This is a genomic window from Nonomuraea corallina (genome assembly GCF_027620315.1).
GTDB classification, from domain to species: domain Bacteria; phylum Actinomycetota; class Actinomycetes; order Streptosporangiales; family Streptosporangiaceae; genus Nonomuraea; species Nonomuraea corallina.
Window position 1 is genome coordinate 1 of sequence record NZ_JAPNNL010000091.1, and the last position, 20,939, is coordinate 20,939.

The 20,939-nt window shown below is 73.8% G+C and carries 19 protein-coding genes and 1 pseudogene; 4 read left to right on the forward strand and 16 right to left on the reverse strand.

Annotated elements, in window-relative coordinates; genetic code table 11:
* The 4 genes and pseudogenes from OUY22_RS21700 to OUY22_RS21715 all read right to left on the reverse strand — a co-directional run.
* Positions 1 to 556: pseudogene (locus tag OUY22_RS21700) on the reverse strand (hypothetical protein); the annotation flags it as partial.
* Positions 557 to 625: 69 nt separating this feature from the next.
* Positions 626 to 1,567, reverse strand: a complete 942-nt coding sequence (locus tag OUY22_RS21705) for a carbohydrate kinase family protein (RefSeq protein WP_270156910.1) — start codon at positions 1,565 to 1,567, stop codon at positions 626 to 628.
* Positions 1,564 to 2,490 (reverse strand): pseudouridine-5'-phosphate glycosidase, encoded by a 927-nt coding sequence (locus tag OUY22_RS21710; RefSeq protein WP_270156911.1) that lies wholly within the window; start codon positions 2,488 to 2,490, stop codon positions 1,564 to 1,566. The genes OUY22_RS21705 and OUY22_RS21710 overlap by 4 nt, the downstream gene beginning before the upstream one ends.
* 115 nt (positions 2,491 to 2,605) lie before the next feature.
* Positions 2,606 to 3,643: a YeiH family protein gene (locus OUY22_RS21715; protein WP_270156912.1), complete on the reverse strand. Its 1,038-nt coding sequence runs from the start codon at positions 3,641 to 3,643 to the stop codon at positions 2,606 to 2,608.
* A 71-nt stretch (positions 3,644 to 3,714) separates the two neighbouring features.
* Here OUY22_RS21715 and OUY22_RS21720 point away from each other — a divergent pair, with 71 nt between their 5' ends.
* The 4 genes from OUY22_RS21720 (at position 3,715) to OUY22_RS21735 (ending at position 8,288) form a co-directional block, all read left to right on the forward strand.
* On the forward strand, positions 3,715 to 4,608 hold the full coding sequence (locus OUY22_RS21720) for a LysR family transcriptional regulator (RefSeq protein ID WP_270156913.1): 894 nt from the start codon (positions 3,715 to 3,717) through the stop codon (positions 4,606 to 4,608).
* A 72-nt stretch (positions 4,609 to 4,680) separates the two neighbouring features.
* On the forward strand, positions 4,681 to 6,186 hold the full coding sequence (locus tag OUY22_RS21725) for a phytoene desaturase family protein (RefSeq protein ID WP_270156914.1): 1,506 nt from the start codon (positions 4,681 to 4,683) through the stop codon (positions 6,184 to 6,186).
* A gap of 45 nt (positions 6,187 to 6,231) precedes the next feature.
* The gene (locus OUY22_RS21730; protein WP_270156915.1) at positions 6,232 to 6,930 is read left to right on the forward strand and encodes a response regulator transcription factor; all 699 of its coding nucleotides are present in this window, start codon (positions 6,232 to 6,234) and stop codon (positions 6,928 to 6,930) included.
* The gene (locus tag OUY22_RS21735; RefSeq protein ID WP_270156916.1) at positions 6,927 to 8,288 is read left to right on the forward strand and encodes a sensor histidine kinase; all 1,362 of its coding nucleotides are present in this window, start codon (positions 6,927 to 6,929) and stop codon (positions 8,286 to 8,288) included. The genes OUY22_RS21730 and OUY22_RS21735 overlap by 4 nt, the downstream gene beginning before the upstream one ends.
* Positions 8,289 to 8,290: 2 nt before the next feature.
* On the opposite strand, the gene OUY22_RS21740 is transcribed toward OUY22_RS21735, so the two are convergent.
* The 12 genes from OUY22_RS21740 to OUY22_RS21795 all read right to left on the reverse strand — a co-directional run bounded on the left by OUY22_RS21740 (position 8,291) and on the right by OUY22_RS21795 (position 20,914).
* Positions 8,291 to 8,479, reverse strand: coding sequence for a hypothetical protein (locus OUY22_RS21740; protein WP_270156917.1), 189 nt, complete (start codon positions 8,477 to 8,479; stop codon positions 8,291 to 8,293).
* Positions 8,480 to 8,626: 147 nt separating this feature from the next.
* Positions 8,627 to 9,478 (reverse strand): helix-turn-helix domain-containing protein, encoded by an 852-nt coding sequence (locus tag OUY22_RS21745; RefSeq protein ID WP_270156918.1) that lies wholly within the window; start codon positions 9,476 to 9,478, stop codon positions 8,627 to 8,629.
* A 59-nt stretch (positions 9,479 to 9,537) separates the two neighbouring features.
* Entirely contained in the window at positions 9,538 to 9,786 is a 249-nt protein-coding gene (locus OUY22_RS21750) for a hypothetical protein (protein ID WP_270156919.1), read from the reverse strand.
* A gap of 105 nt (positions 9,787 to 9,891) precedes the next feature.
* Entirely contained in the window at positions 9,892 to 10,905 is a 1,014-nt protein-coding gene (locus OUY22_RS21755; protein ID WP_270156920.1) for a phosphotransferase family protein, read from the reverse strand.
* Between the two features lie 55 nt (positions 10,906 to 10,960).
* Positions 10,961 to 11,767: a GNAT family N-acetyltransferase gene (locus OUY22_RS21760; protein WP_270156921.1), complete on the reverse strand. Its 807-nt coding sequence runs from the start codon at positions 11,765 to 11,767 to the stop codon at positions 10,961 to 10,963.
* Positions 11,768 to 11,809: 42 nt separating this feature from the next.
* Positions 11,810 to 13,534 (reverse strand): acyclic terpene utilization AtuA family protein, encoded by a 1,725-nt coding sequence (locus tag OUY22_RS21765; RefSeq protein WP_270156922.1) that lies wholly within the window; start codon positions 13,532 to 13,534, stop codon positions 11,810 to 11,812.
* On the reverse strand, positions 13,531 to 14,292 hold the full coding sequence (locus OUY22_RS21770) for an enoyl-CoA hydratase/isomerase family protein (protein WP_270156923.1): 762 nt from the start codon (positions 14,290 to 14,292) through the stop codon (positions 13,531 to 13,533). Before OUY22_RS21770 ends, OUY22_RS21765 begins: the two co-directional genes overlap by 4 nt.
* Entirely contained in the window at positions 14,289 to 16,187 is a 1,899-nt protein-coding gene (locus tag OUY22_RS21775; protein ID WP_270156924.1) for an ATP-binding protein, read from the reverse strand. The genes OUY22_RS21770 and OUY22_RS21775 overlap by 4 nt, the downstream gene beginning before the upstream one ends.
* The gene (locus tag OUY22_RS21780; RefSeq protein ID WP_270156934.1) at positions 16,184 to 17,716 is read right to left on the reverse strand and encodes an acyl-CoA carboxylase subunit beta; all 1,533 of its coding nucleotides are present in this window, start codon (positions 17,714 to 17,716) and stop codon (positions 16,184 to 16,186) included. The genes OUY22_RS21775 and OUY22_RS21780 overlap by 4 nt, the downstream gene beginning before the upstream one ends.
* Positions 17,717 to 17,769: 53 nt before the next feature.
* Complete coding sequence (locus tag OUY22_RS21785; RefSeq protein ID WP_270156925.1) at positions 17,770 to 18,396, reverse strand: TetR/AcrR family transcriptional regulator; 627 nt, start codon at positions 18,394 to 18,396, stop codon at positions 17,770 to 17,772.
* A complete protein-coding gene (locus OUY22_RS21790; protein WP_270156926.1) occupies positions 18,393 to 18,683 on the reverse strand; it encodes a hypothetical protein in 291 nt (96 codons plus the stop codon). Before OUY22_RS21790 ends, OUY22_RS21785 begins: the two co-directional genes overlap by 4 nt.
* 17 nt (positions 18,684 to 18,700) lie before the next feature.
* Complete coding sequence (locus OUY22_RS21795; RefSeq protein ID WP_270156927.1) at positions 18,701 to 20,914, reverse strand: protein kinase domain-containing protein; 2,214 nt, start codon at positions 20,912 to 20,914, stop codon at positions 18,701 to 18,703.
* Positions 20,915 to 20,939 lie beyond the last annotated feature (25 nt).

Consider the following 20,939-nt stretch of genomic DNA (forward strand, 5'->3'; position numbering starts at 1 on the left):
ACCCGGTGCCCTGGCGGACGGGCGGCGTGAAGGAGCCGTTCCCGCTCTCGGCCACCGCGGGGAACGGCCCGGTGCCGGAGACGCCGCGCTGCACCGGCCGGGTGACCTCGGGATGACCGGCCGCCGCGCCGGGGCGGGCCGCCAGCCTGCCGAGCACCTCGCGGAACACCGGCCCCATCACCGTCTCGGGGGAGGACCCCGGCGTCTTCAGGTCGGCCGGCGACAGGCGGCGCAACCGGTGCCAGCCGCCGAGGCCCATGATCGCCGTCCTGGCGGGCTCGGGGCAGCCCGGCAGGGCCGGATCCATCGGGTGCACCGCCAGCGCCGGCAGCACGTCGCCCAGCGGCAGGTGGTCCCAGCGCGAGGAGGCCAGCAGCGCGAGCCGCTCGCACATCCAGTCGAGCCCGGTCACGGCGAGGGCCCGCGGCAGCGCCGTCGACGACCACCACGCGGACGGGAGCCGAGGGTCGGCCAGCGCCTCCGCGACATGCTGGGGCCGGCTCCAGCGCAGGGCAGGGACCAGGTCGCTCAGGCAGATCGATGACTCGACGTCCATCGGCGGGACCTTATCCTCCCCAGTGACCGCGTTACGCATGTGACTGATGGTGCACTACGCGGCAAGCTATCAATCGGTGTGAATAGGGTAAAGACGCTTCATGTCCAAACCGTACCGTGGACGACCCCCCACGAGGGCCACACACTCGGCACCCGCACGGCAACCTGACTCCAAAGCCTCTGTCGCGTCGGCCCCCGACAGGGCGGCGGCGAGGTAGCCCGCGGCGAACGCGTCGCCCGCGCCCGTCGAGTCCACGACCTCCGCCGGCACCGCGCGGGCCCTCGCCACGACCTGCCCGCGAACCGCCACGAGACCGCCCTGGGACCCCAGCTTCACCACGGCCGTCCTGTACCGCTCGCTGAGCATCCCGGCGGCCCGCTCGGGCGTGTCCGCACCGGTGAGAAGGAGAGCTTCGTCACGGTTGGGAAAGATCATCCCGGCGAGCGCCGTCTCGCCGAGGAACCGCGTCACCCCGAACCCCGCCAGCGGGCCCGTCGAGGCCGGGTCCACGCTGATCGAGATCCCGGCGCTCGTCGCCCTGGTCATGGCGAGCCGGCCCAGGGCCATCCCCGGCTCGCTGAACAACGTGTAACCGGACACGTGCAGGTGCCCCACCCCGTCGAGGAGCGCGTCCTCCCAGTCGAGCGGGGAGATCAGCTCGCCGGCGCCCCGGTTCGTCAGCATGGAGCGTTCGCCGGTGCTGTCGACCATCGAGATGACCACGGCCGTCGGGTTGCCGCGGTCGACCCGGATGTGCGGGCGGACCCCGGTCTTGGTCAGCTCGGCGATGTGCCATTCGCTGCTGTCGTACCCGCAGCGGGCCAGCAGGCTCGCCGAGGCGCCCAGGTGGGCGGCCCACGCCGCGGTGTTCGCGCCGGAGCCGCCGGGGCGCAGCACGATCTCGGCGGAGATGTCGGAGGGGGCCCCCGGGCCCGGCATGACCGATGCGCCGTGCATGGCCACCACGTCGGTGACCACGTCGCCGATGACCAGCAGGCCCCTGCGGCTCACGACCGTGACCAGGCCAGCGCGATGCGCGCGGCGAGCGCGGTGTTGCCGCGCACGGCGGCGAGGTTGGCCTCCAGGGACGCGCCGCCGGTGGCGCGCACCAGGTAGCCGAGCAGGAACGGGGTGATGGCCTGCCCGGTGACGCCGTCCCGCCCGGCGGCGGCCAGGGCCTCGGCGAGCACCCGGTCGTGCAGCTCCGGGTCGAGCTGCTGGTCCTCGGGGACCGGGTTGGCGACGATCAGGGCGCTCTCCTCGCCGCCGAACGCGTCCTGGCCGCGCATGACGGCGGCGGCCTCCTCCGGCGTCTCGATCCGCCACTCGACGGGACGGCCGGAGGAGTGCAGGTAGAAACCGGGGAAGTCGTCGGTCCGGTAGCCGGCCACGGTCACGCCTCGGGTCTCCAGCCGCTGCAGCGTGGCGGGCACGTCGAGGATCGACTTCACGCCGGCGCACACCACGGTGATGCGGGTCCTGGCCAGCGTGTCCAGGTCGGCGGACTCGTCCTGGTCGTCGGTCCAGCCCCGGTGCACGCCGCCCAGTCCGCCGGTCGCGAACACGCGGATGCCCGCGCGCGCCGCCAGGAACGACGTCGCCGCCACGGTCGTGGCGCCGCTCGTCTTGAGCGCCGCCGCCGGCGGGAGGTCGCGCCGGCTCAGCTTGCGCAGCCCGGGCTCGGTCGCGACGCGCTCCAGCTCCGGCTCGCTGAGGCCGATCCTGGCCACGCCGTCGAGGACCGCGATGGTGGCGGGCACCGCGCCCTCACTCCGTACGATCCGCTCCAGCTCGCGCGCGACCTGGAGGTTGCGGGGCTGCGGCAGGCCGTGCGAGATGATCGTGGACTCCAGCGCGACGACCGGGGCACCCGAGGCCAGAGCCTCGGCGACCTCGTCGGACGGCTGGAGCAGGGAGTCGGCGGTGCGGCGCATATGGGTTTCGTGCTCCTTGAAGGCTGTAGTGACGCATATGCGGAACAGGGTCGTTCGTGAAATTTGTTCCGAACCGAGCAGAGTACGGGCGGACCGCCCCGGCGTCCACCCGGCCTCACAGGAGCAGCAGCACGCCCGCCAGCGACACGCCCGCGACCAGGCCCGTGGCGACCCCGCCGAGCAGCACCGCCCGCCCTCCGCGCAGGAGCCTGCGCAGGTCGATGCCCGCGCCGAGGCCGAACATCGCGGCCGCCAGCAGGATGGCCGCCGCCTGCCCCGCGACGGCGGTCACCGCGTCCGGCACCACCCCCGTCGCCCGCAGGCCCGCCATGGCGACGAACCCGCACACGAACAGCGGCACGCCCACCGGCCGCACCCCTCCGGGCCGCGCCGCCCTGGCCGCTGGGGCCGGCGCGGGTCCGGCGGCGGCCACGGCGCGGGCGGGAACAGGGCGGCGGGCGTACGCGACCAGGGCGACCAGAGGCGCAAGCAGGACGACCCGGCCCAGCTTGACCGCCACGGCCGTCGTCAGCACCCCCGTGGCGGCGCCGATGGCCGCCACCTGGGCCACCTCGTGCACCGACGCCCCCGTCCAGACGGCGAGCTGAAGGGGAGAGAGGCCGAGCCAGGAGGCGGCCAGGGGAACGGCGAGCAGGGCGCCCGTGCCGTACAGCACCACCACCGCCAGCGCGGCGGCGGCCTCGTCGTCCTCGGTGCCCGCGCTGTCGTGCATGGCCGCGACCGCCGCCGCCCCGCAGACGGACACCCCGGTCGCCACCAGCAGCGAGGCGCCGGGCGGGACGCCGAGCCTGCGGCCCGCCACGAGCGTCAGCGCGAAGGTCGCCCCGGTGGTCACCACCACGATCGTCACCGTCCGCCAGCCCAGCTCCAGGACCTGGGGGACGGAGACCTGCAGCCCGAGCAGCACCACCGCCGTCCGCAGCACCGGTCTGGACACGAACCGCAGCCCCGGCGCCAGCCGCCCGCGCGCCCCGCCGAAGCCGGCCAGCGCCGCTCCCAGCACCACCGCGACCACCGCGGCGCTGACCGCCGGGACCGCCGCGTGCACCGCCAGCGCCACGGCCAGGGCGGCGGCGGACGCGAGCACCCCGGGCAGCGCGGCGAGCAGGGGGGCCGGGGCGGGGGAGTCCATGAGATCCAGTCTTCGCCGGGGCCGGGGACGCCGGTAGCCGCGCCTCGGATGGCAGCTCATACCCTGTGGCTATGAGCGAATTGCCCGATCTCGTCTCGTTGCGGCTGCTGGTCGACGTGGGCGAGCTGGGCAGTCTCGGGCAGGCGGCCAGGGCGGCGGGGATGGCGCAGCCGTCGGCCAGCAAGCGCATCGCCCGGCTGGAACGCCGGCTCGGACTGCCCCTGCTGGAGCGGAGCCCCCGAGGGTCGGCGCTCACCCGCGAGGGGAAGATCGTGGCCGGGTGGGCGGCGCAGGTGGTCGGCGCCGCCCATGAGCTCGTGCGGGCCGCCGAGGCCGTCCGGCGCGGCAGGTCGGGGCGGCTCAGGGTGGCGGCGAGCATGACCGTGGCCGAGTACCTGCTGCCGCGCTGGCTGGGCGAGCTGCAGGCCAGGCAGCCGGACGTGCAGGCCGGGCTGGACGTGACGAACTCCGCCGGCGTCGCCGCCCGGGTGCTGGCCGGGGAGGTGGAGCTCGGGTTCGTGGAAGGGCCCGCCGTGCCCGACGGGCTGGCCGGGCGGGTGGTGGGCGCGGACCGGCTGGTGGTCGTGGTGGCGCCCGGCCATCCGTGGGCGCGCCGCCGTACGCTCCTGAGAGGCCCGGAGCTGGCGGCCACCCCGCTGGTGGTGCGCGAGCCCGGGTCGGGCACGCGGGAGACGCTGGACGTGGTGTTCAGCGCGCTGCACCGGGCGAGCCCCAGGCTGGAGCTGGGGTCCAACGCGGCGGTCAAGGGCGCGGCGCAGGCCGGGGTGGCGCCGGCGGTGCTCAGCGCGTACGCGGTGGAGGCGGAGCTGACCACCGGGCGCCTGGTGGAGGTGCCGCTCTACGGGCTGGACCTGGCGCGCACCCTGCGGGCCGTCTGGCGGCGCGGCCGACCGCCCACCGGGTCAGCGGCGACCCTCCTGGCGATCGCCGCCCACTCCGCCTGACGGCCGCGAGGGGCCCGCGCCGCTGGTAAGGCGCATGGCGGACCTGGGAGGAGAGGTCCTAGAGTGCGGTGAATGGGGACTTTCGACGTGGTCATCGCCGGTGGCGGGCACAACGGGCTGGTCGCCGCCGCGTACCTGGCGCGGGCCGGGCGGCGGGTGCTGGTGCTGGAACGACAGAATCACACGGGCGGGCTGGCGATCTCCGCGCGGCCGTTTCCCGGCGTGGACGTGCGGCTGTCGCGCTACTCCTATCTGGTCAGCCTGCTCCCGACGAAGATCGTCAGGGAGCTGGGCCTGAGGCTGGAGCTGCGCCGCCGCCGTTACTCCTCCTACACGCCGGTCGGCGACACCGGGCTGCTCGTCGACGGCGGGGACGCGGGCCGCACCCGGGCCGCGTTCCGGGCCGTCACCGGCGGCGAGGCCGACCACGCGGCGTGGGAGGCGTTCTACGGCATGACCGCGTCGGCGGCGCGGGCGCTGGCGCCGACGCTGCTGGAGCCGCTGCGGCCGGCGGCGGAGGTGGAGAAGCTGGTCGGCGCCGAGGCGTGGCGCGACCTGTTCGCCCGGCCCATCGGCGAGGTGGTGGACGAGCGGTTCGCCGACGACGTCGTGCGCGGCGTGGTCCTCACCGACGCGCTGATCGGCACGTTCGCCGACCCGGCCACCGACCTGCTGGCCAACCGCTGCTTCCTCTACCACGTGATCGGTGACGGCACCGGTGCGTGGAACGTGCCGGTGGGCGGCATGGGCGCCGTCTCCGGCGCGCTGGAGACGGCCGCCCGCGCGGCCGGCGCGGAGATCAGGACCGGCGCCGAGATCGTCGGCATCGCGCCGTCCGGCGAGGTGACGTTCCGTACGGACGACGGCGAGCACACGGTCACCGGCGGGCACGTGCTGGTCAACCTGCCGCCCGCGGTGCTCGACCGGGTCCTCGGCCGCGCCCCCCGCGTCCCGGAGGGCGCCCAGCTCAAGGTCAACATGGTGCTGTCCCGGCTGCCCAGGCTGAAGGACGCGGGCGTGGACCCGAAGGCGGCCTTCAGCGGGACGTTCCACATCAACGAGAGCCGCGACCAGCTCGCCCGCGCGCACGCGCAGGCGGCCAGGGGCGACATCCCGGACCTGCCGCCCGCCGAGGTCTACTGCCACTCGCTCACCGACCCGTCCATCCTCGGCCCCGAGCTGCGCGGCAGGGCCGAGACGATGACGCTGTTCGGCCTGCACATGCCCGCCCGCCTGTTCCGGCTCGACCCGGACGGCGCCCGCGAGCGGGCGCTGCGCGCCACCCTCGCCTCCGTCGACTCGGTGCTGGCCGAGCCGATCGAGGGCTGCCTGCTGCGCGCCCCCGACGGGACCCTGTGCGTCGAGGCCAAGTCGCCCGTCGATCTGGAGCGGGAGGCCGGCCTGCCCGGCGGCCACATCTTCCACCGCGACCTGAGCTGGCCGTACGGGGACGAAGGCGGCTGGGGCGTGGAGACGGAGCACGAGCGAATCCTGCTGTGCGGGGCCGGCGCCCGGCGCGGCGGCGGGGTGAGCGGCATCCCCGGCCACAATGCGGCGATGGCGGTGCTGGGGCGCTGACCTGCCTTCATCGGGTTCTCAGAATGGTGCTCTAGCGTGGTGGGCATGAGCGACGGTGCGCGGTTGCTGGTGGTGGACGACGAGCCCGCGCTGCGCGAGGCGCTGCAGTCCAGCCTGGAGTTCGAGGGCTACGAGGTGACCACCGCCGACGACGGGCTGGCCGCCCTGGCGGAGCTGGCCCGCCGGCCGTACGACACCGTGCTGCTCGACGTCATGATGCCGCGACTCGACGGGCTGACCGCCTGCCGCAGGCTGCGGGGCGCGGGCAACCACGTCCCCGTGCTCATGCTCACCGCCCGCGACGCCGTCGGCGACCGGGTGTCCGGGCTCGACGCGGGCGCCGACGACTACCTGGTCAAGCCGTTCGAGCTGGACGAGCTGCTGGCGCGGGTGCGCGCGCTGCTGCGGCGGGGCGCGCTCGGCGGCGCGAACGCGCCCGGGGACACGCTGTCCTTCGGCGACCTGCGGATGGACCCGGTGACCCGCGAGGTCGCCAGGGGCCCGCGGCGGCTGGACCTGACCAGGACCGAGTACCTGCTGATGGAGTTGTTCCTGACCCACCCGCGCCAGGTGCTGACCCGCGAGCAGATCCTGGCCGAGGTGTGGGGGTTCGACTTCGAGCCCACCTCCAACTCGCTCGACGTGTACGTGATGTACCTGCGGCGCAAGACCGAGGCGGGCGGCGAGCCGCGCGTCATCCAGACCGTGCGCGGCGTCGGCTACGTGCTCAGGGGTTCCCCATGAGGAAGCAGCACAGCCTGCGCTCGCGGCTCACGCTCCTGGTCGCCGCGGCGGTGGCGATCGCGGTGGCGGTCTCCGCCGTCGGCTGCTGGTACTTCGTCCGCCGCGAGCTGTCCTGGCAGCTCAACCAGTCGCTGCGGGACATCGACGTGCCCGTGAAGGCGATGCAGGCGGCGGTGCGGACGTGCTCGCCCCGGCCGGCCGCCACGCTGGACGGGCACCCGGCGTTCGCCGAGCCGATGCAGATCGTCTTCCCCAGCGGTGATCGGTGCGTCATGGGCAACACCGCGATCAAGGTCACCCCGTGCGAGAAGCGGATCGCGGCCGGCGGCTACGGCGGGTGGGAGTTCTACGACGGCCACGCCGACGACGGCACCGCGCTGCGCGTCTTCGTCAGGAACGTGGACGAGAACGCCGCCTTCGTCGTCGCCCGCCCGGTCGAGGAGATCAACGACACCCTGCGCAGGGTGACGGCCCTGCTGGCCGGCGTGGCCGCGCTCGGCGTGCTGGTCGCCGCCTCGGCCGGCCTGCTCGTCTCGCGCGCCGCGCTGCGCCCCGTCGGACGCCTGACCAAGGCGGTCGAGCACATCGCGCAGACCGAGGACCTCGACACCCGCATCCCGGTCGACGGCAGCGACGAGATCGCCCGGCTGAGCGCCTCCTTCAACGCCATGACGGCCGCCCTGGCCGGCTCCCGCGACCGGCAGCGGCAGCTGGTCGCCGACGCCGGCCACGAGCTGCGCACCCCGCTCACCACCCTGCGCACCAACATCGACCTGCTGCTGCGCAGCGAGCAGACCGGCCGCAGCCTCGACCCCGCCGCCAAGGAGCGGCTGCTGATCAACGTCAAGGCGCAGTTCGCCGAGCTGACCACGCTCGTCGGCGACCTGCTGCAGCTCGCCCGCGGCGACACCGACCACGAGCCGCACACCGAGCTCGCCTTCCAGGACGTGGTCACCTCCGCGGTGGAGCGGGCGCGGCTGCGCGGCGCCGAGGTCGTCGCCGACCTGGAGCCGTGGTACGTGGTCGGGGAGGCCGCGTCGCTGGAGAGGGCGGTGCTCAACCTCATCGACAACGCCGCCAAGTTCAGCCCCGGCAACGAGGTGGAGGTCACCCTGCGGGAGGGGATCCTGACGGTACGGGACCACGGTCCCGGCATCGCGGAGGAGGAGCTGCCGCACGTGTTCGAGAGGTTCTGGCGCTCGCCCTCGGCGCGGTCGCTGCCGGGCTCGGGGCTGGGGCTGGCCATCGTCGCCCAGGCCGTCGAGGAGGCCGGGGGGCGGATCCGGCTGCGCAACGCCGACGGCGGCGGCGTGGCCGCGACCATGGCCCTGCCGGGCTCGCCCGCGCCGCGGGAGTGAGCTCAGGCGGGCAGCGCGGCCAGCAGGAAGGCGAGGCGGGCGGCGGCGGCCTCCACGTCGTCGGCGGTGCCGAGGCGGTAGCCCCACGAGGTGACGAAGCTGCCGTCCTCGGAGCACGTGACGCTCTCGGCGAGCGTGCTGGAGAAGCGATTGCGCACCGAGACATAGGCAGGGTCACTGGCGAGCGACACGCCCTGGACGGAAAGGTCGGCGTGGCGACCCGCATGCCAGGCGAATTGCTCGAGGCATAGCGCGGAATCATGCATCATGCGTCACCTCCGCAACGTCTCGGGCAAAGAATTGCACGATCTTGGGCGGAGGGCAAGCAATTGCTCCGGTTAATGTGGCGAATGTTTCCGATACTCGTCAAGAACCTTGATGATGATGTCACGCGCCGGCTCGCCGAATTGCGCGGCTTTCGCGAAGTCGTCGAAGGCCCTGGTGTAGAAGGCGATGTCGTCGGGGTCGCGCAGGACCAGGTCCTTCGTCAGCGTGCCCACGGCGACCAGGGCCTCGTTGAAGATCCAGAAGCCGTGGATCGGGTTGGCGGGCAGCTCCTGGGTGAACGGGATGACGCCGAACTCGACGTTCGGCAGCGTGCTGACCGCCAGCAGCCGGTCGAGCTGGCCGCGCATGACGTCGACCGGGGCCAGCCGGGTGTGCAGCGCCGCCTCCAGGACGACGAAGCGGAACGTGCGCGTGCGGTCGTAGAGGATCTCCTGGCGCTGCATGCGCACCCGCACCGCCGCGTCGATCTGGTCGGGGGCGCTGTAGAGGCGCTTGACCTTGCCGAACACGTGGCGCGCATACTCGGCCGTCTGCAGCAGGCCGATCAGGATGCCCGGCTCGAAGGCGCGGAACAGCTTGGTGCGGGCCTCCAGGTCGCGCAGGTCCTCCTGGATCGCGGCCAGGCCGCTGCGATGGCGCTGCTTCCAGCCGTCGTGCCGCTCCACCAGCGCGATGGCCTGGGTGATCAGCTCGTCGGTGGTCTCCGGAGGCGCCGAGACGGCCTGGGCCCAGACCACCACGTCGTCCTCCGTCGCCGTCTGCCGCGCGTTCTCCAGGCGGGAGACCTTGGACGGCTGCCAGCGCAACCGCTCGGCGAGCTCCTTGCCGGACAGGTGCGCCGACTCGCGCAGGTGCCGGAGCTGGACGCCGAGGTCGATGCGCGCCTGCTGAAAGGAGGTCACGTCGCAAGAGGCTAGACCCGTCTTCGTGGATCAGGCCAGACCCCTTCGCGCAATTGTGATCAGCCGGTCGCGGGTCGTGCCCGGGCGGTGGCCGCCGCGATTTCGGGCAGGACCCGGGCGGCGATTTCGGTGAGGAGCTCACGGGGCACCTCGACCGCGGTCTCGCCGTCGAGCACGTCGCGCAGATCGGCGAGGGCCTGGGCGTCCGTGACCTGAAGGCCCTGGACGACGATCGTGCCGCGGTCCGTCTCGTACAGGGTGGGGCAGGCGCCGGCCTCCGACGTCGACCCCAGGAACCGCATCCGCATGACGATCCTTCCCCGAACTACGTCAGCAATTGCGCGCAATTGTACGGCTCAACGGCTGACTTGTGATCGTTTTTCGGAAAAATCGCCTTTCGAAGGCTATAGGGGCTAATCGAGTGAATTGTGGATGATGTGTGCCGCACGGGCGAAGAGGTCCAGAGTCGCGGCGTGCAGCGCGTCCCCGAGGTCTCGGGGGGCTTTGCCGGCGAACGCCCTGGCATGCGTGCCTTCGAGCACGATGCCGAGCTTGAAGCACGCCATGACCGCGTACCAGTCGACGGCGGACAGGTCGCGGTCGGACAGCGCCGCGTAACAGCCGACGATCTCACGCGGCGAGGCCAGGCCGGGGACGTGCGCGCTGCCCATCGGCCACATCGCCACCAGCCAGCCGAGGTCGATCAGCGGATCGCCGATCGTGCACATCTCCCAGTCGACGATGGCGGCCACACGCGGGCCGTCGTGGGCGAACATCAGGTTGGCCAGGTGGTAGTCGCCGTGCATGATCCCCGGCCGGAACGTGGCGGGCCGGTTGTCCTCCAGCCACCGCGCGGTCTCCTCCAGTCCGGGGATGTCCGGCCCCGGATAGCCGTCGAGCTCGCCGTAGGAGTCGAGCTCGCGCAGCCACCGCGGCACCTGACGCTCCAGGAACCCCTCCGGCCTGCCGAAGCCCGGCAGCAGATCCGGGTCCACCCGGCCCAGCTCGGCCAGCGCCGAGGCCGCCTCCAGTCCCATCCGGTGGCGGATGGCCGGGTCGCTCGCGTGCGGCTCCGGCAGCCCGGTCGTGGCGTTGAACCCCTCGACCGGCTCCATCAGGTAGAACACCGGCTCCCTCGCGGTCTGCGCGGCCACCAGCCGGGGCGCCGCGACCGGCGTGTCACGCAGCGCCGCCAGCACCCGGGCCTCGCGCCGCAGCACCTCGTTGCTCTTGGCGCGGGCGTGCTGCGGCGGCCTGCGCAGGATGTACGGGACGCCGCCGCGTTCGAAGCGGACCATCACGTTCTGGGTGCCGCCGGCGACCGGCGCGACCTCGGTGATCGGGCCCGCGGGCAGGCCCCGCTCGTCCATCCAGGCGCCGAGCTCGTCGAGGTCGACGGAGCCGACGTCGATGTGGGTGGAGGTCATGGCCGGCCTTTCGACACCGAATCGCGTTCTAGAGATCCCATCCTACGGCGCGGAGTCACCCCAGCGCCTGCATGAAGGGCAGGAACTGCCGGGACCGGTCACCGGGCGGCCGGCCGCCGCGCGCCATCAGGGACACCTCCACCGGAGAGCCGATCCCGTGCCCGGCCGCCCACCGCGCCAGGCCCTCCTGCGCCAGGTCGAGGTCCAGCCGCACCTCGCCGCCCGCGTCCAGCGCCAGGTCGGCGATGAGCGCGCGGGCGGTCTCCTCGTCGCGGGCCACCACCGGGCCGATCACCACGTTGCCGTCGTTGCGCCAGCAGTGGCCGAACCCGCCCTCGGCCACCCGCACCCGCTCCCCGAACCCGGGCATGCGGTGCAGCAGCGCCGACCGGTCCGTGCCGAACACCTCCGCGTCCAGCGCCAGGATGTCGTCCAGGTCCGCCGCCGTGGCCACGCGGGTGCGGCCCGAGCGCTCGCCCCGGAAGACGCCGGTGCGCATGGCCACCCGGCCCACCGTGCGGAAGCCGAGGCTCTCGTACAGGGGTCTGCCGAACTCGGTGGCATGCAGCGTCACGACGCGGTCGCCCGCCTCGGCGAGCACGTGCTCCATCAGCCCGCGGGCCAGCCCTCGGCGGGCGTACCGGGAGGCGGTGAGCACCATGCTGACCACCGCCTGGTCGTCGCCGTAGCGGGTCAGGACGGTGGTGGCGGCCAGGCCGTCCCCGTCGGGCGCGTCGATCCCGTACACCTCGCCGACCTCGAACAGCAGCGTCCACTTGTGCCGCTCCGGAGGCCAGTCGCGGTCCACGGCCAGCCGTCCGCAGGCGTCCAGGTAGTCGGGCGTCAGTCGGCGGATCACCATGCCGGTCATCCTCGCGTACGAGGATATATGCCCTCAAATCGTTTAAATGAGGCTTTCCGGCACGTCCACCGGCTGGGCGCGCAGCTCCTCGCCGAGCGCCTTGGCCTGGGCGTCCATCCGGGGACTCGCGGCCACGCCCCGGCCGAGCAGGCCGTGGACGACGAAGTTCAGCGCGTTCAGGTTGGGCAGCGGGTGGCGGTCGACGCGGTAGGGGGCCAGCTCGGGCAGCAGCTCCTTCAGGCGCTCGGTGGTGAGGTGCGCGGCCAGCCAGGCGTAGCGCTCGGGCGTGGTGGTCCACACGCCCAGGTTCGCGTTGCCGCCCTTGTCACCGGAGCGCGCCCCGGCGATCCGCCCCAGCGGCATCCGCACCGTCGCCCCCTCCACGACCGGCGCGCCGCTCTCCGCGCCGGGCTCCGCCACCGCGCCGGACTCCGCCGGAGGGTCGGACTCCGCCACCGCGGCGGGCTCCGCCGGAGGGCCTGGGTAGTCCACGGGGACGGGTTCGCCGTCCAGGTACACCTCCGGGCGGACCTCCGACGCCGGCACCAGGACCGGCCAGTACACCCCGTACGGCGAGGCGTCGCCCGGCGGGGTGAGCCCGTAGAAGCCGGGATAGCCGGCCAGCCCGGTCTCCACCACGGCCGAGGAGAACGCCCGGCCCGCCGTGCGCCGGTCGGCGTCCATGACCGTGATCCTGAGCAGGCCCTGAGCGGTCAGCGTGACGTCCACCTGGTCGAAGGAGTCCTTCGGGATCCGCGCCCAGATCGCCTCCTCCGCGACCCGGGCCTTGTCCTCGACGTCCAGCCCGGTGAGCACGAGGGTCATCGTGTTGCGGTAGCCGGCCGGGTAGTTGACCGCGACCTTGAGCGTGCCGGGCGGCGGCTCGCCGCGGACGCCGGTGACGCGGACCCGGTCGGAACCGTCGGGCTCCAGGCGGATCGTGTCGAACCGGGCCACCACGTCAGGTCCTGGGTAGCGCGGGTCCGCGATCTCGTACAGCAACTGGGCCGTGACCGTGCCGACCGAGACCAGCCCGCCGGTGCCGGGGTGCTTGGTGATCACGCACGAGCCGTCGGCGTGCAGTTCGGCGATCGGGAAGCCGCAGTGCGCCAGGTCCGGCACGTCCTGGAAGAACGCGTAGTTGCCGCCCGTCGCCTGGCAGCCGCACTCGATGACGTGGCCGGCGACGACCGAGCCCGCGAGCGGGTCGAGGTCGTCCGGACCCCACCCGTACCGCCAGATGCCGGGCCCCGTCACCAGGGCCGCGTCCGTGACGCGGCCGGTCACCACCACGTCCGCGCCGGCCGCCAGGGCGGCGGCGATGGGCCGGCCGCCGAGATAGGCGTTGGCCGTGAGCGGGGCGGCCGCGAGCCGCTCGCCGGTGTCGGCGTTGACCAGGTCCAGGTCGCGGCCCATGAGGTCGTCGCCGGCCACGTGCGCGACCCTGGCGGACAGGCCCAGCCGGTCGGCGAGCTCGCGCACGGCCTGGGCGCAGCCCGCCGGGTCGAGCCCGCCCGCGTTCGACACGATCTTGATGCCGCGCTCCAGGCAGGCGCCGAGCACGTCCTCCACCTGGCGCAGGAACGTCGGCGCGTAGCCGGGACGGCCCTTGAGCCGGTTCCCCGCCAGGATGAGCATGGTCAGCTCGGCCAGCCAGTCGCCGGTGAGCACGTCGATCGGGCCGCCCTCGACCATCTCGCGGGCCGCCGACAGCCGGTCGCCGTAGAAGCCGCTGCAGTTCGCCACCCGGAGCACGGCGCGGCTCACGGGACCCAGCGGGGCGGGCGCTTGGCCATGAAGGCGGCGATGCCCTCCTGGCCCTCCTCGGAGGTGAAGCGCTCGGCCGACAGCTCGGCCATCCGCCGCAGCCCCTCCTCGAACGGCACCGCGGGCAGCTCGCCCACCAGCACCTTGGTGATCGCCAGCGCCTCCGGCCCGCCCTTGACCAGCATCTCGGTGTAGTGGCGTACGGTCGCGTCCAGTTCCTCCTCCGGCACCGCCCGGTTGAGCAGGCCGATCTCCACCGCCCTGGCCGCGTCGAAGACCTCGCCGGTCAGGAAGTACTCGGCCGCGGCCCGCGGGTTCACCCGGCGCAGCACCGGCACCGCGATCATGGCGGGCACCACGCCGAGCCGCACCTCGGAGAACGCGAACGTCGCCGTGTCGGGCGCGATCGCGAAGTCGCACGCCGTCACCAGGCCGAGTCCGCCCGCGCGGGCGGTGCCGTTGAGCCGGCACACCACGGGCTTGGGGCTCTTCCAGAGCATGGTCAGGATGTCCGGCAGCGACGTCGTCACCGGCGCGGCGGACGGGTCGCGCTGCTCCTTCAGGTCCGCCCCCGAGCAGAACACCGGGCCCGCGCCGGTCAGCACGATCACCCGCACCGCGTCGTCGTCGAGCGCCCGCCGCAGCTGGGAGTCCAGCTCGGCCAGGAGCCCGGTGGACAACGCGTTGCGGTTCTTCGGCGAGTCCAGGGTCAGCGTCGCGACCCCGCCGGCCAGGCTGCTGCGCACCAGCTCCGTCATGGATCCTCTTCCTCGATCATCGCCAGCACGGCGCCCGCGTCCACCTGCCGGCCCTTCTCCACGTGCACGGTCGCGACCACGCCCGCCGCGGGGGCGGTGACCGCGTGCTCCATCTTCATCGCTTCCAGCACCAGGATCGGGGTCCCCTTCGCCACCCGGTCACCCGGCCCCACCTCCACCCGCAGCACGCTGCCCGGCATGGGGGCCAGCAGCGAGCCGGGAGCGACGTGCTCGACGGGCTCCGGCAGGCGCGGCACGGGGGTCAGCACGGCGGCGCCTCGCGGGCCGTCGACGTAGACCTTCCCCTCGCCGTACCAGCACACCTCGAACGCCCGCCGCACCCCGGACTCCTCCAGGACCACCCGGTACGCCCCGGGACCGTCCGCCGGCCGGACGGCGTCAGCCGGGACGACCTCCATCAGGGTGGTGGCGTGGGGGAGCGGGTCGTAGACGACCTCGGTCTCCTCGAAGCGGGCCGTACGGGGCTGCGAGCGGACGTTGCGCCAGCCGGAGGGGAGGGCGCGCAGGACCGGGGCGCGGTCGCGGTTGGCGGCGGCCAGGGCCAGCGCGGCGGCCAGCGCCTCCTGGTCGCCGGGAGGCGGGGGAGCCGTGGGCGGGTGCTCGTCGAGGAAACCGGTGTGGGTGTCGCCCCTCTCGAAATCACGATTTGTGAGGATCTGGAGGATCATGTCGCGATTGGTGGTGACGCCGTGCAGGCGGGCGCCGCGCAACGCCGCCGTCAGCCTGCGCACCGCCTCGCCCCGCGTGGCCCCGTAACCGACGATCTTGGCCAGCATGGAGTCGTAGTGCGGCGGCACCACAGACCCGCTCTCCACCCCCGCGTCCACCCGGACCGCGCCGGTCACCTCGAACCGGTGCAGCGTCCCCGACTGCGGCAGGTACGCGAGATCCTCCGCGCACAGCCGGACCTCCACCGCGTGCCCGCCCGGCCGCGGCGGCGCGGCCGGCAGCCGGGCGCCCTCGGCCACCTCCAGCTGCAGCCGGACCAGATCCACCCCGTACACCAGCTCGGTCACCGGATGCTCGACCTGCAGCCGGGTGTTCATCTCCAGGAACGCCACCCGCTCGCCCGCGACCAGGAACTCGACCGTCCCCGCCCCCACGTACCCGATGGCGCGCGCGGCGCGGACGGCCGCCTCCTCCAGCCGGGCCCGCAGCTCCGGCGTCACCCCCGGCGACGGGCACTCCTCCACCACCTTCTGGTGCCTGCGCTGGACGCTGCACTCCCGCTCGCCCAGCGCCCACACGGTGCCGTGCCCGTCGGCCAGGACCTGCACCTCGACGTGCCTGGCCCCCTCCAGCAGCGGCTCGGCGAACACCTCGCCGTCGCCGAAGGCCGCCAGCGCCTCCCGCCGCGCCGACTCCACCTGCCCCGCCAGCTCGGCGGGCCCGCGCACCACCCGCATGCCGCGCCCGCCGCCGCCCGCCCGCGCCTTGACCAGCACCGGGAACTCGCCGGGCGACTCCGGATCGAGGGTCGGCAGCACCGGCACCCCGGCCTCCGCCATCAGCCGCTTGGCCTCGGTCTTGGCGCCCATCGCCGCGACGGCCCGCGGCGGCGGCCCGACCCAGGTCAGCCCGGCGTCCAGGACGGCCCCGGCGAACTCCGCGTTCTCCGACAGGAACCCGTACCCCGGATGGACCGCGTCCGCCTCCGCCACCCGGCACGCCTCGATCACCCGGCCGATCGCCAGGTAGGTCTCGGCGGGCGTCACCCCGGCCAGCCGCACCGCCAGGTCGGCCTCGGCCACGTGCGGCGCGCCGGCGTCCGCGTCGGAGTAGACGGCCACGGTGCCGATGCCCAGCTCACGGCAGGTACGGAAGACCCGGCGGGCGATCTCGCCCCGGTTCGCCACCAGCAGACGCCTGATCACGGCCGGAACACCCCGAACCCGGCCGGCTCCGGCACCGGCGCGCTGTTGACCGCCGACAGGCACAGGCCCAGCACCGTCCGGGTGTCGCGCGGGTCGATCACCCCGTCGTCGTAGAGCCGGCCCGACAGGAAGAACGGCAGCGACTCCGCCTCCACCTGCGCCTCCACCATCGCCCGCATGGCCGCGTCCGCCTCCTCGTCGTACACCTGGCCGCGCGCCCCGGCCGCGGCGCGGCCGACGATCGACAGCACCCCGGCGAGCTGCGCGGGGCCCATCACCGCCGACTTGGCGCTCGGCCAGCTGAACAGGAACCTGGGCCCGTACGCGCGACCGCACATGCCGTAGTTGCCCGCGCCGTACGAGGCGCCCATGACCACGGTCAGGTGCGGCACGGTCGAGTTGGACACCGCGTTGATCATCATCGCGCCGTGCTTGATGATGCCGCCCTGCTCGTACTCCTTGCCGACCATGTAACCCGTGGTGTTCTGCAGGAAGATCAGCGGGGTGCGGGTCTGGTTGGCGAGCTGGATGAACTGGGTGGCCTTCTGCGACTCCGCGCTGAACAGCACCCCGCGGGCGTTGGCCAGGACGCCCACCGGGTAGCCGTGCAGCCGTGCCCAGCCCGTCACCAGCGACGGCCCGTACAGCGGCTTGAACTCCTCGAACGCGCTGCCGTCGACCACCCGCGCGATCACCTCGCGCGGGTCGAAGGGCACCTTCAGGTCCTCCGGCACGATCCCCAGCAGCTCCTCCGCCGGGTAGGCCGGCTCGCGCACCGGGTACGGCTCGACGCCGCGCTTGCGCCAGTGGAGCGAGCGGACGACGCGGCGGCCGATGCGCAGCGCGTCGTGCTCGTCGGCGGCGAGGTAGTCGGCCAGGCCGCTCACCCGGGCGTGCATCTCGGCCCCGCCCAGCGACTCGTCGTCGGACTCCTCGCCGGTCGCCATCTTGACCAGCGGCGGCCCGCCCAGGAACACCTTGGCCCGCTCGCGCACCATCACCGTGTAGTCGCTCATCCCCGGGACGTACGCGCCGCCCGCCGTGGAGTTGCCGAACACCAGCGCGATCGTCGGGATTCCGGCAGCCGACAGCCGCGTCAGGTCGCGGAAGATCCGGCCGCCCGGGATGAAGATCTCCTTCTGGGTCGGCAGGTCGGCGCCGCCGCTCTCCACGAGGTTCACGTACGGCAGGCGGTTCTCCATCGCGATGTCGGCGGCCCGCAGCGTCTTGCGCAGCGTCCACGGGTTGGACGCGCCGCCCCGCACCGTCGGGTCGTTCGCGCTGATCAGGCACTCGACGCCCTCGACCACGCCGATGCCGGTCACCACGCTCGCCCCGACCGGGAAGTCGCTGCCCCAGGCGGCCAGCGGCGACAGCTCCAGGAACGGCGAGTCCGGGTCGACGAGCAGCTCGATCCGCTCGCGGGCGAGCAGCTTGCCGCGCGCCCGGTGGCGCTCGACGTACTTGGCGCCGCCGCCCGCGACCGCCTTGGCGTGCTCGGCGTCCAGCTCCGCCAGCTTGGCGAGCATCGCCTCACGGCGGCGCGCGTAGTCGCCGTCGCCGGTGTCGAGCCTGCTGACGATCACGTTGCCTCCCCTGAGCCTGACGGCAGCGTCAATCCGATGGCCCGTGCCCAGAGCCGGGTCAGGTGGTCCACGGCCGCCTCCTCACCCGCGGGCTCGCCCAGGTCGAGCCAGACGTGCGCGAAGTGCTCCACCATGCCGCCCAGCATGATCGCCGTCAGCCTCGGGTCGAGCGACGGGTCGGCCAGGCCCTGCTCCTGCAGCCGCCGCAGGCCGTCCTCGCCGCGCCGCACGAACACCTCGCGCAGCTCCAGCAGCAGGCCGCCGAACCGGTCGTCGACGGTGGCCGCGTGCTCCAGCATCCGCACCAGCCGCGAGTTCGCCGCCCAGGCCCGCAGGTAGAGCCGGTTGGCGGCGGCTATCCGCGCGTACGGGTCCGCCGGCGCGGCCGGGCCGACCACGCTCGCCGCGAACATCTCACCCACCACCGCCCCCGCGACCTCGGCGAACAACGCCTCCTTGGAGTCGAAGTACGTGTAGAACGTGCCGTGCGACACCCCGGCGCGCACGCACACGTCGTCCACCCGTACCGCGTCGTACCCGCACTCCTCGAACGCCTCACGCCCCGCGCCCAGGAGCGCGGCGCGCGTGCGCCTCCCGCGCCGGGTGAGCGACTTGACGATCACGTCAGGAACGGTAGCGCGATCCTCCCCGCATGAGAAGGGCCAACCCTCCGTGAGGAGGAGCGGCCCCGAATCGAGCCCGGACCGGTGGCCGTCGAGCCGCCCTCGACCTGGAGGTGGACGTCCATCCGGACCTTCGTGCCGTGGACGTGGAGCGACGTGGTCGCCACGCGGTTCCTGCCCTGGCCGGTGTGGTGGAGCAGGTAGACCATGGCGGCGTCCCGGCCCGACCTGTCGGCCGGCTTGCGCTGATTGATCACCTGGTAGCCGGAGCCGCACAGGGCGACCACGTTCGTGGTGTTCTTGATCAGCGGCGCGGCTTGGTCGGCAGGCTCGTCTCCCCGCCGCCGCTCGTGGGGTACACGGTCGGCTCGATGTCCGGCTCCACGACGGTGTCCCGTTTCTTCTTCGTCTTCGTCGGCGAAGGCGAGGGCTTCTTGGTGGTCGGACGGGTCGTGGGGATCGTGACCGAGTCGGGCACCTGCGTGGCGCTGTCCTCGGGCCTCTTCTTCTTGGTCCTGGTCGGCTTGGGCGACTCCAGCTCCGGCGTGGGGACGGGCGAGTACGTGTCCGGGACCGGCTCGGCCGTGACCGGGGCGGTGGCGGTGGCGTTGTCCACGTTGCGCACCGGCGTGGACGTGGCGTTGGCCTGCACCAGGACGGCCCCGACCACCACGAGCAGCGCCGCGGCGGCGGTGCCGGAGAGGGCGAAGGTGAGCGTCCGGCGCTGCTTGGACATCGGCTCCCGAGGCTCCTTGCCTCCTCCGGGACCGCCCTGCCCGGGCCCGTTCTGGCCACGCCGGCCCTGCCGGCGACGACCTCGCCCGGACCGGCCCTGCTCAGCGCCGCCCTGCCCGGGACCGCCCTGCCCGGGACCGTTCTGACCGGGACCGTTCTGCCCGGGACCGTTCTGCCCGGGACCACCCTGACCGGGGGCGGGCGCTGACTGACCGTGCTGACCGTAGGCGGGGCCACCCTGGGCGGTGGGCCCCGAGTGTTGCGGGAACGACTGCGCGCCCATGCCGGGGTGCCCGTGCATCCCCGGGTACCCGCCGGGACCGGCAGCGTCCCCGCCCGTCGTCTCGGGCGCGCCACCGGGTCCACCGGAGAAACCTGGCATCCCAGGTCCACCGGGTCCACCGAGGCCAGGGCCACCTGGCCCACCGGGCGCGCCGTGGAGGCCGGGCGCACCGGGTGAGCCTGGCGCACCGGGACCTATCGGCCCGCTGGGTCCGCTCGGTCCGCTGTGCGGGCCCGGCCCGCCGGGGACCCCCGGCGTCCCGGGGCCCATCGGGCCGTACGCGCCGGTGTGCGGCATGGGGTCGGCGCCCGGCATCCACGGGGCCTGCGGCGCGCCGGGCTGACCAGGATGACCAGGATGGCCGGTATGACCAGGATGGCCGGGAACAGGCTGGCTCACCCCGGACTGCCCTCCGCCGGGCTGCCCGAGGCCCGGCTGGCCGGCACCCGCCTGCCCGAGGCCCGGCTGCCCGGCTCCCGCCTGTCCGAAGCCTGGCTGCCCGAAGCTCGGCTGCCCGGCACCCGGCTGGCCCGCGCCGGGGTGGCTCATGCCGAAGTGGCTCGGCTGGTGGGGGCCGTTCTGGTGCGTTCCGCCGAAGGGCGGGGCAGGGGAGGAGAGGTACGGGGTCGGCTCGTAGGGAAGGTGGCTCGGCGGGGCGGGGACCGGCTCGATCGCGGCGTTCGGCGCCGGCTGCCCCGTCAGCTCGACGATCAGCCGGTCGGCCGACGGCCGCTGGGCCGGGTCCTTCGACAGGCAGAGCGCCACCAGCTCGGCCAGCCGTCCTTCCATGGCGCCGAGCTGCGGTTCCTGGTGCAGGATGCGGTTCATCACGACCGGGATGGAGTCGGCGCCGAAGGCCGGCTTGCCGGTGGCGGCGTACGCCATGGTGACGCCCCAGGCGAACACGTCCGCCGCCTCCGACACCGGCGCGCTGCCGGTGAGCTGTTCGGGGGCGAGGTAGGACGGGGTGCCCATGGCCATGCCGGTGGCGGTCGCGCCGGGCGCGTCGAGGGCGCGGGCGATGCCGAAGTCGATCACCACGGGCCCTTCCGGGCCCATGAGCACGTTGGCGGGCTTGAAGTCGCGGTGCAGGATCCCGGCCCGGTGGATGGCCGCGAGCGCGGTCGCGGTGCTGATCGCCAGCCGTTCGAGCGCCGCCCCCCGGCGCGGACCCTCGTTGATCACTAACTCGCGCAGTGACGGTCCCGGCACGTACTCGCTGACGATGTACGGCCTGCTGCCCTCCAGGTCGGCGTGGAGCACCGGCGCGGTGCAGAACCGGGCGACCCGCTGGGCCACCGCCACCTCGCGCAGGAAGCGGTTCCTGGCGTCCTGGTCGGCCGTCAGGGCGTTGTGCAGGAGTTTGACGGCGACCTGCTCGCCGGACGCGGTCCTGCCCAGGTAGACCACACCCTGGCCACCCTCACCGAGCCGGGCGACGATCTCGAACGCGCCCAGCCGTTGCGGGTCGTCCGCCATCAACGGCTGGAACTGACTCACACCGGACCCCCATACAGAACATTCG

Excerpts from the sequence above, each read along its gene's own strand:
- OUY22_RS21710 (WP_270156911.1), bottom strand. The coding sequence starts at position 2,490 with ATGCGCCGCACCGCCGACTCCCTGCTCCAGCCGTCCGACGAGGTCGCC.
- OUY22_RS21760 (WP_270156921.1), bottom strand. The coding sequence starts at position 11,767 with ATGGTGATCCGCCGACTGACGCCCGACTACCTGGACGCCTGCGGACGG.
- OUY22_RS21755 (WP_270156920.1), bottom strand. The coding sequence starts at position 10,905 with ATGACCTCCACCCACATCGACGTCGGCTCCGTCGACCTCGACGAGCTC.
- OUY22_RS21715 (WP_270156912.1), bottom strand. The coding sequence starts at position 3,643 with ATGGACTCCCCCGCCCCGGCCCCCCTGCTCGCCGCGCTGCCCGGGGTG.
- OUY22_RS21730 (WP_270156915.1), top strand. The coding sequence starts at position 6,232 with ATGAGCGACGGTGCGCGGTTGCTGGTGGTGGACGACGAGCCCGCGCTG.
- OUY22_RS21770 (WP_270156923.1), bottom strand. The coding sequence starts at position 14,292 with ATGACGGAGCTGGTGCGCAGCAGCCTGGCCGGCGGGGTCGCGACGCTG.
- OUY22_RS21780 (WP_270156934.1), bottom strand. The coding sequence starts at position 17,716 with ATGCTCGCCAAGCTGGCGGAGCTGGACGCCGAGCACGCCAAGGCGGTC.
- OUY22_RS21735 (WP_270156916.1), top strand. The coding sequence starts at position 6,927 with ATGAGGAAGCAGCACAGCCTGCGCTCGCGGCTCACGCTCCTGGTCGCC.
- OUY22_RS21725 (WP_270156914.1), top strand. The coding sequence starts at position 4,681 with ATGGGGACTTTCGACGTGGTCATCGCCGGTGGCGGGCACAACGGGCTG.
- OUY22_RS21720 (WP_270156913.1), top strand. The coding sequence starts at position 3,715 with ATGAGCGAATTGCCCGATCTCGTCTCGTTGCGGCTGCTGGTCGACGTG.
- OUY22_RS21750 (WP_270156919.1), bottom strand. The coding sequence starts at position 9,786 with ATGCGGATGCGGTTCCTGGGGTCGACGTCGGAGGCCGGCGCCTGCCCC.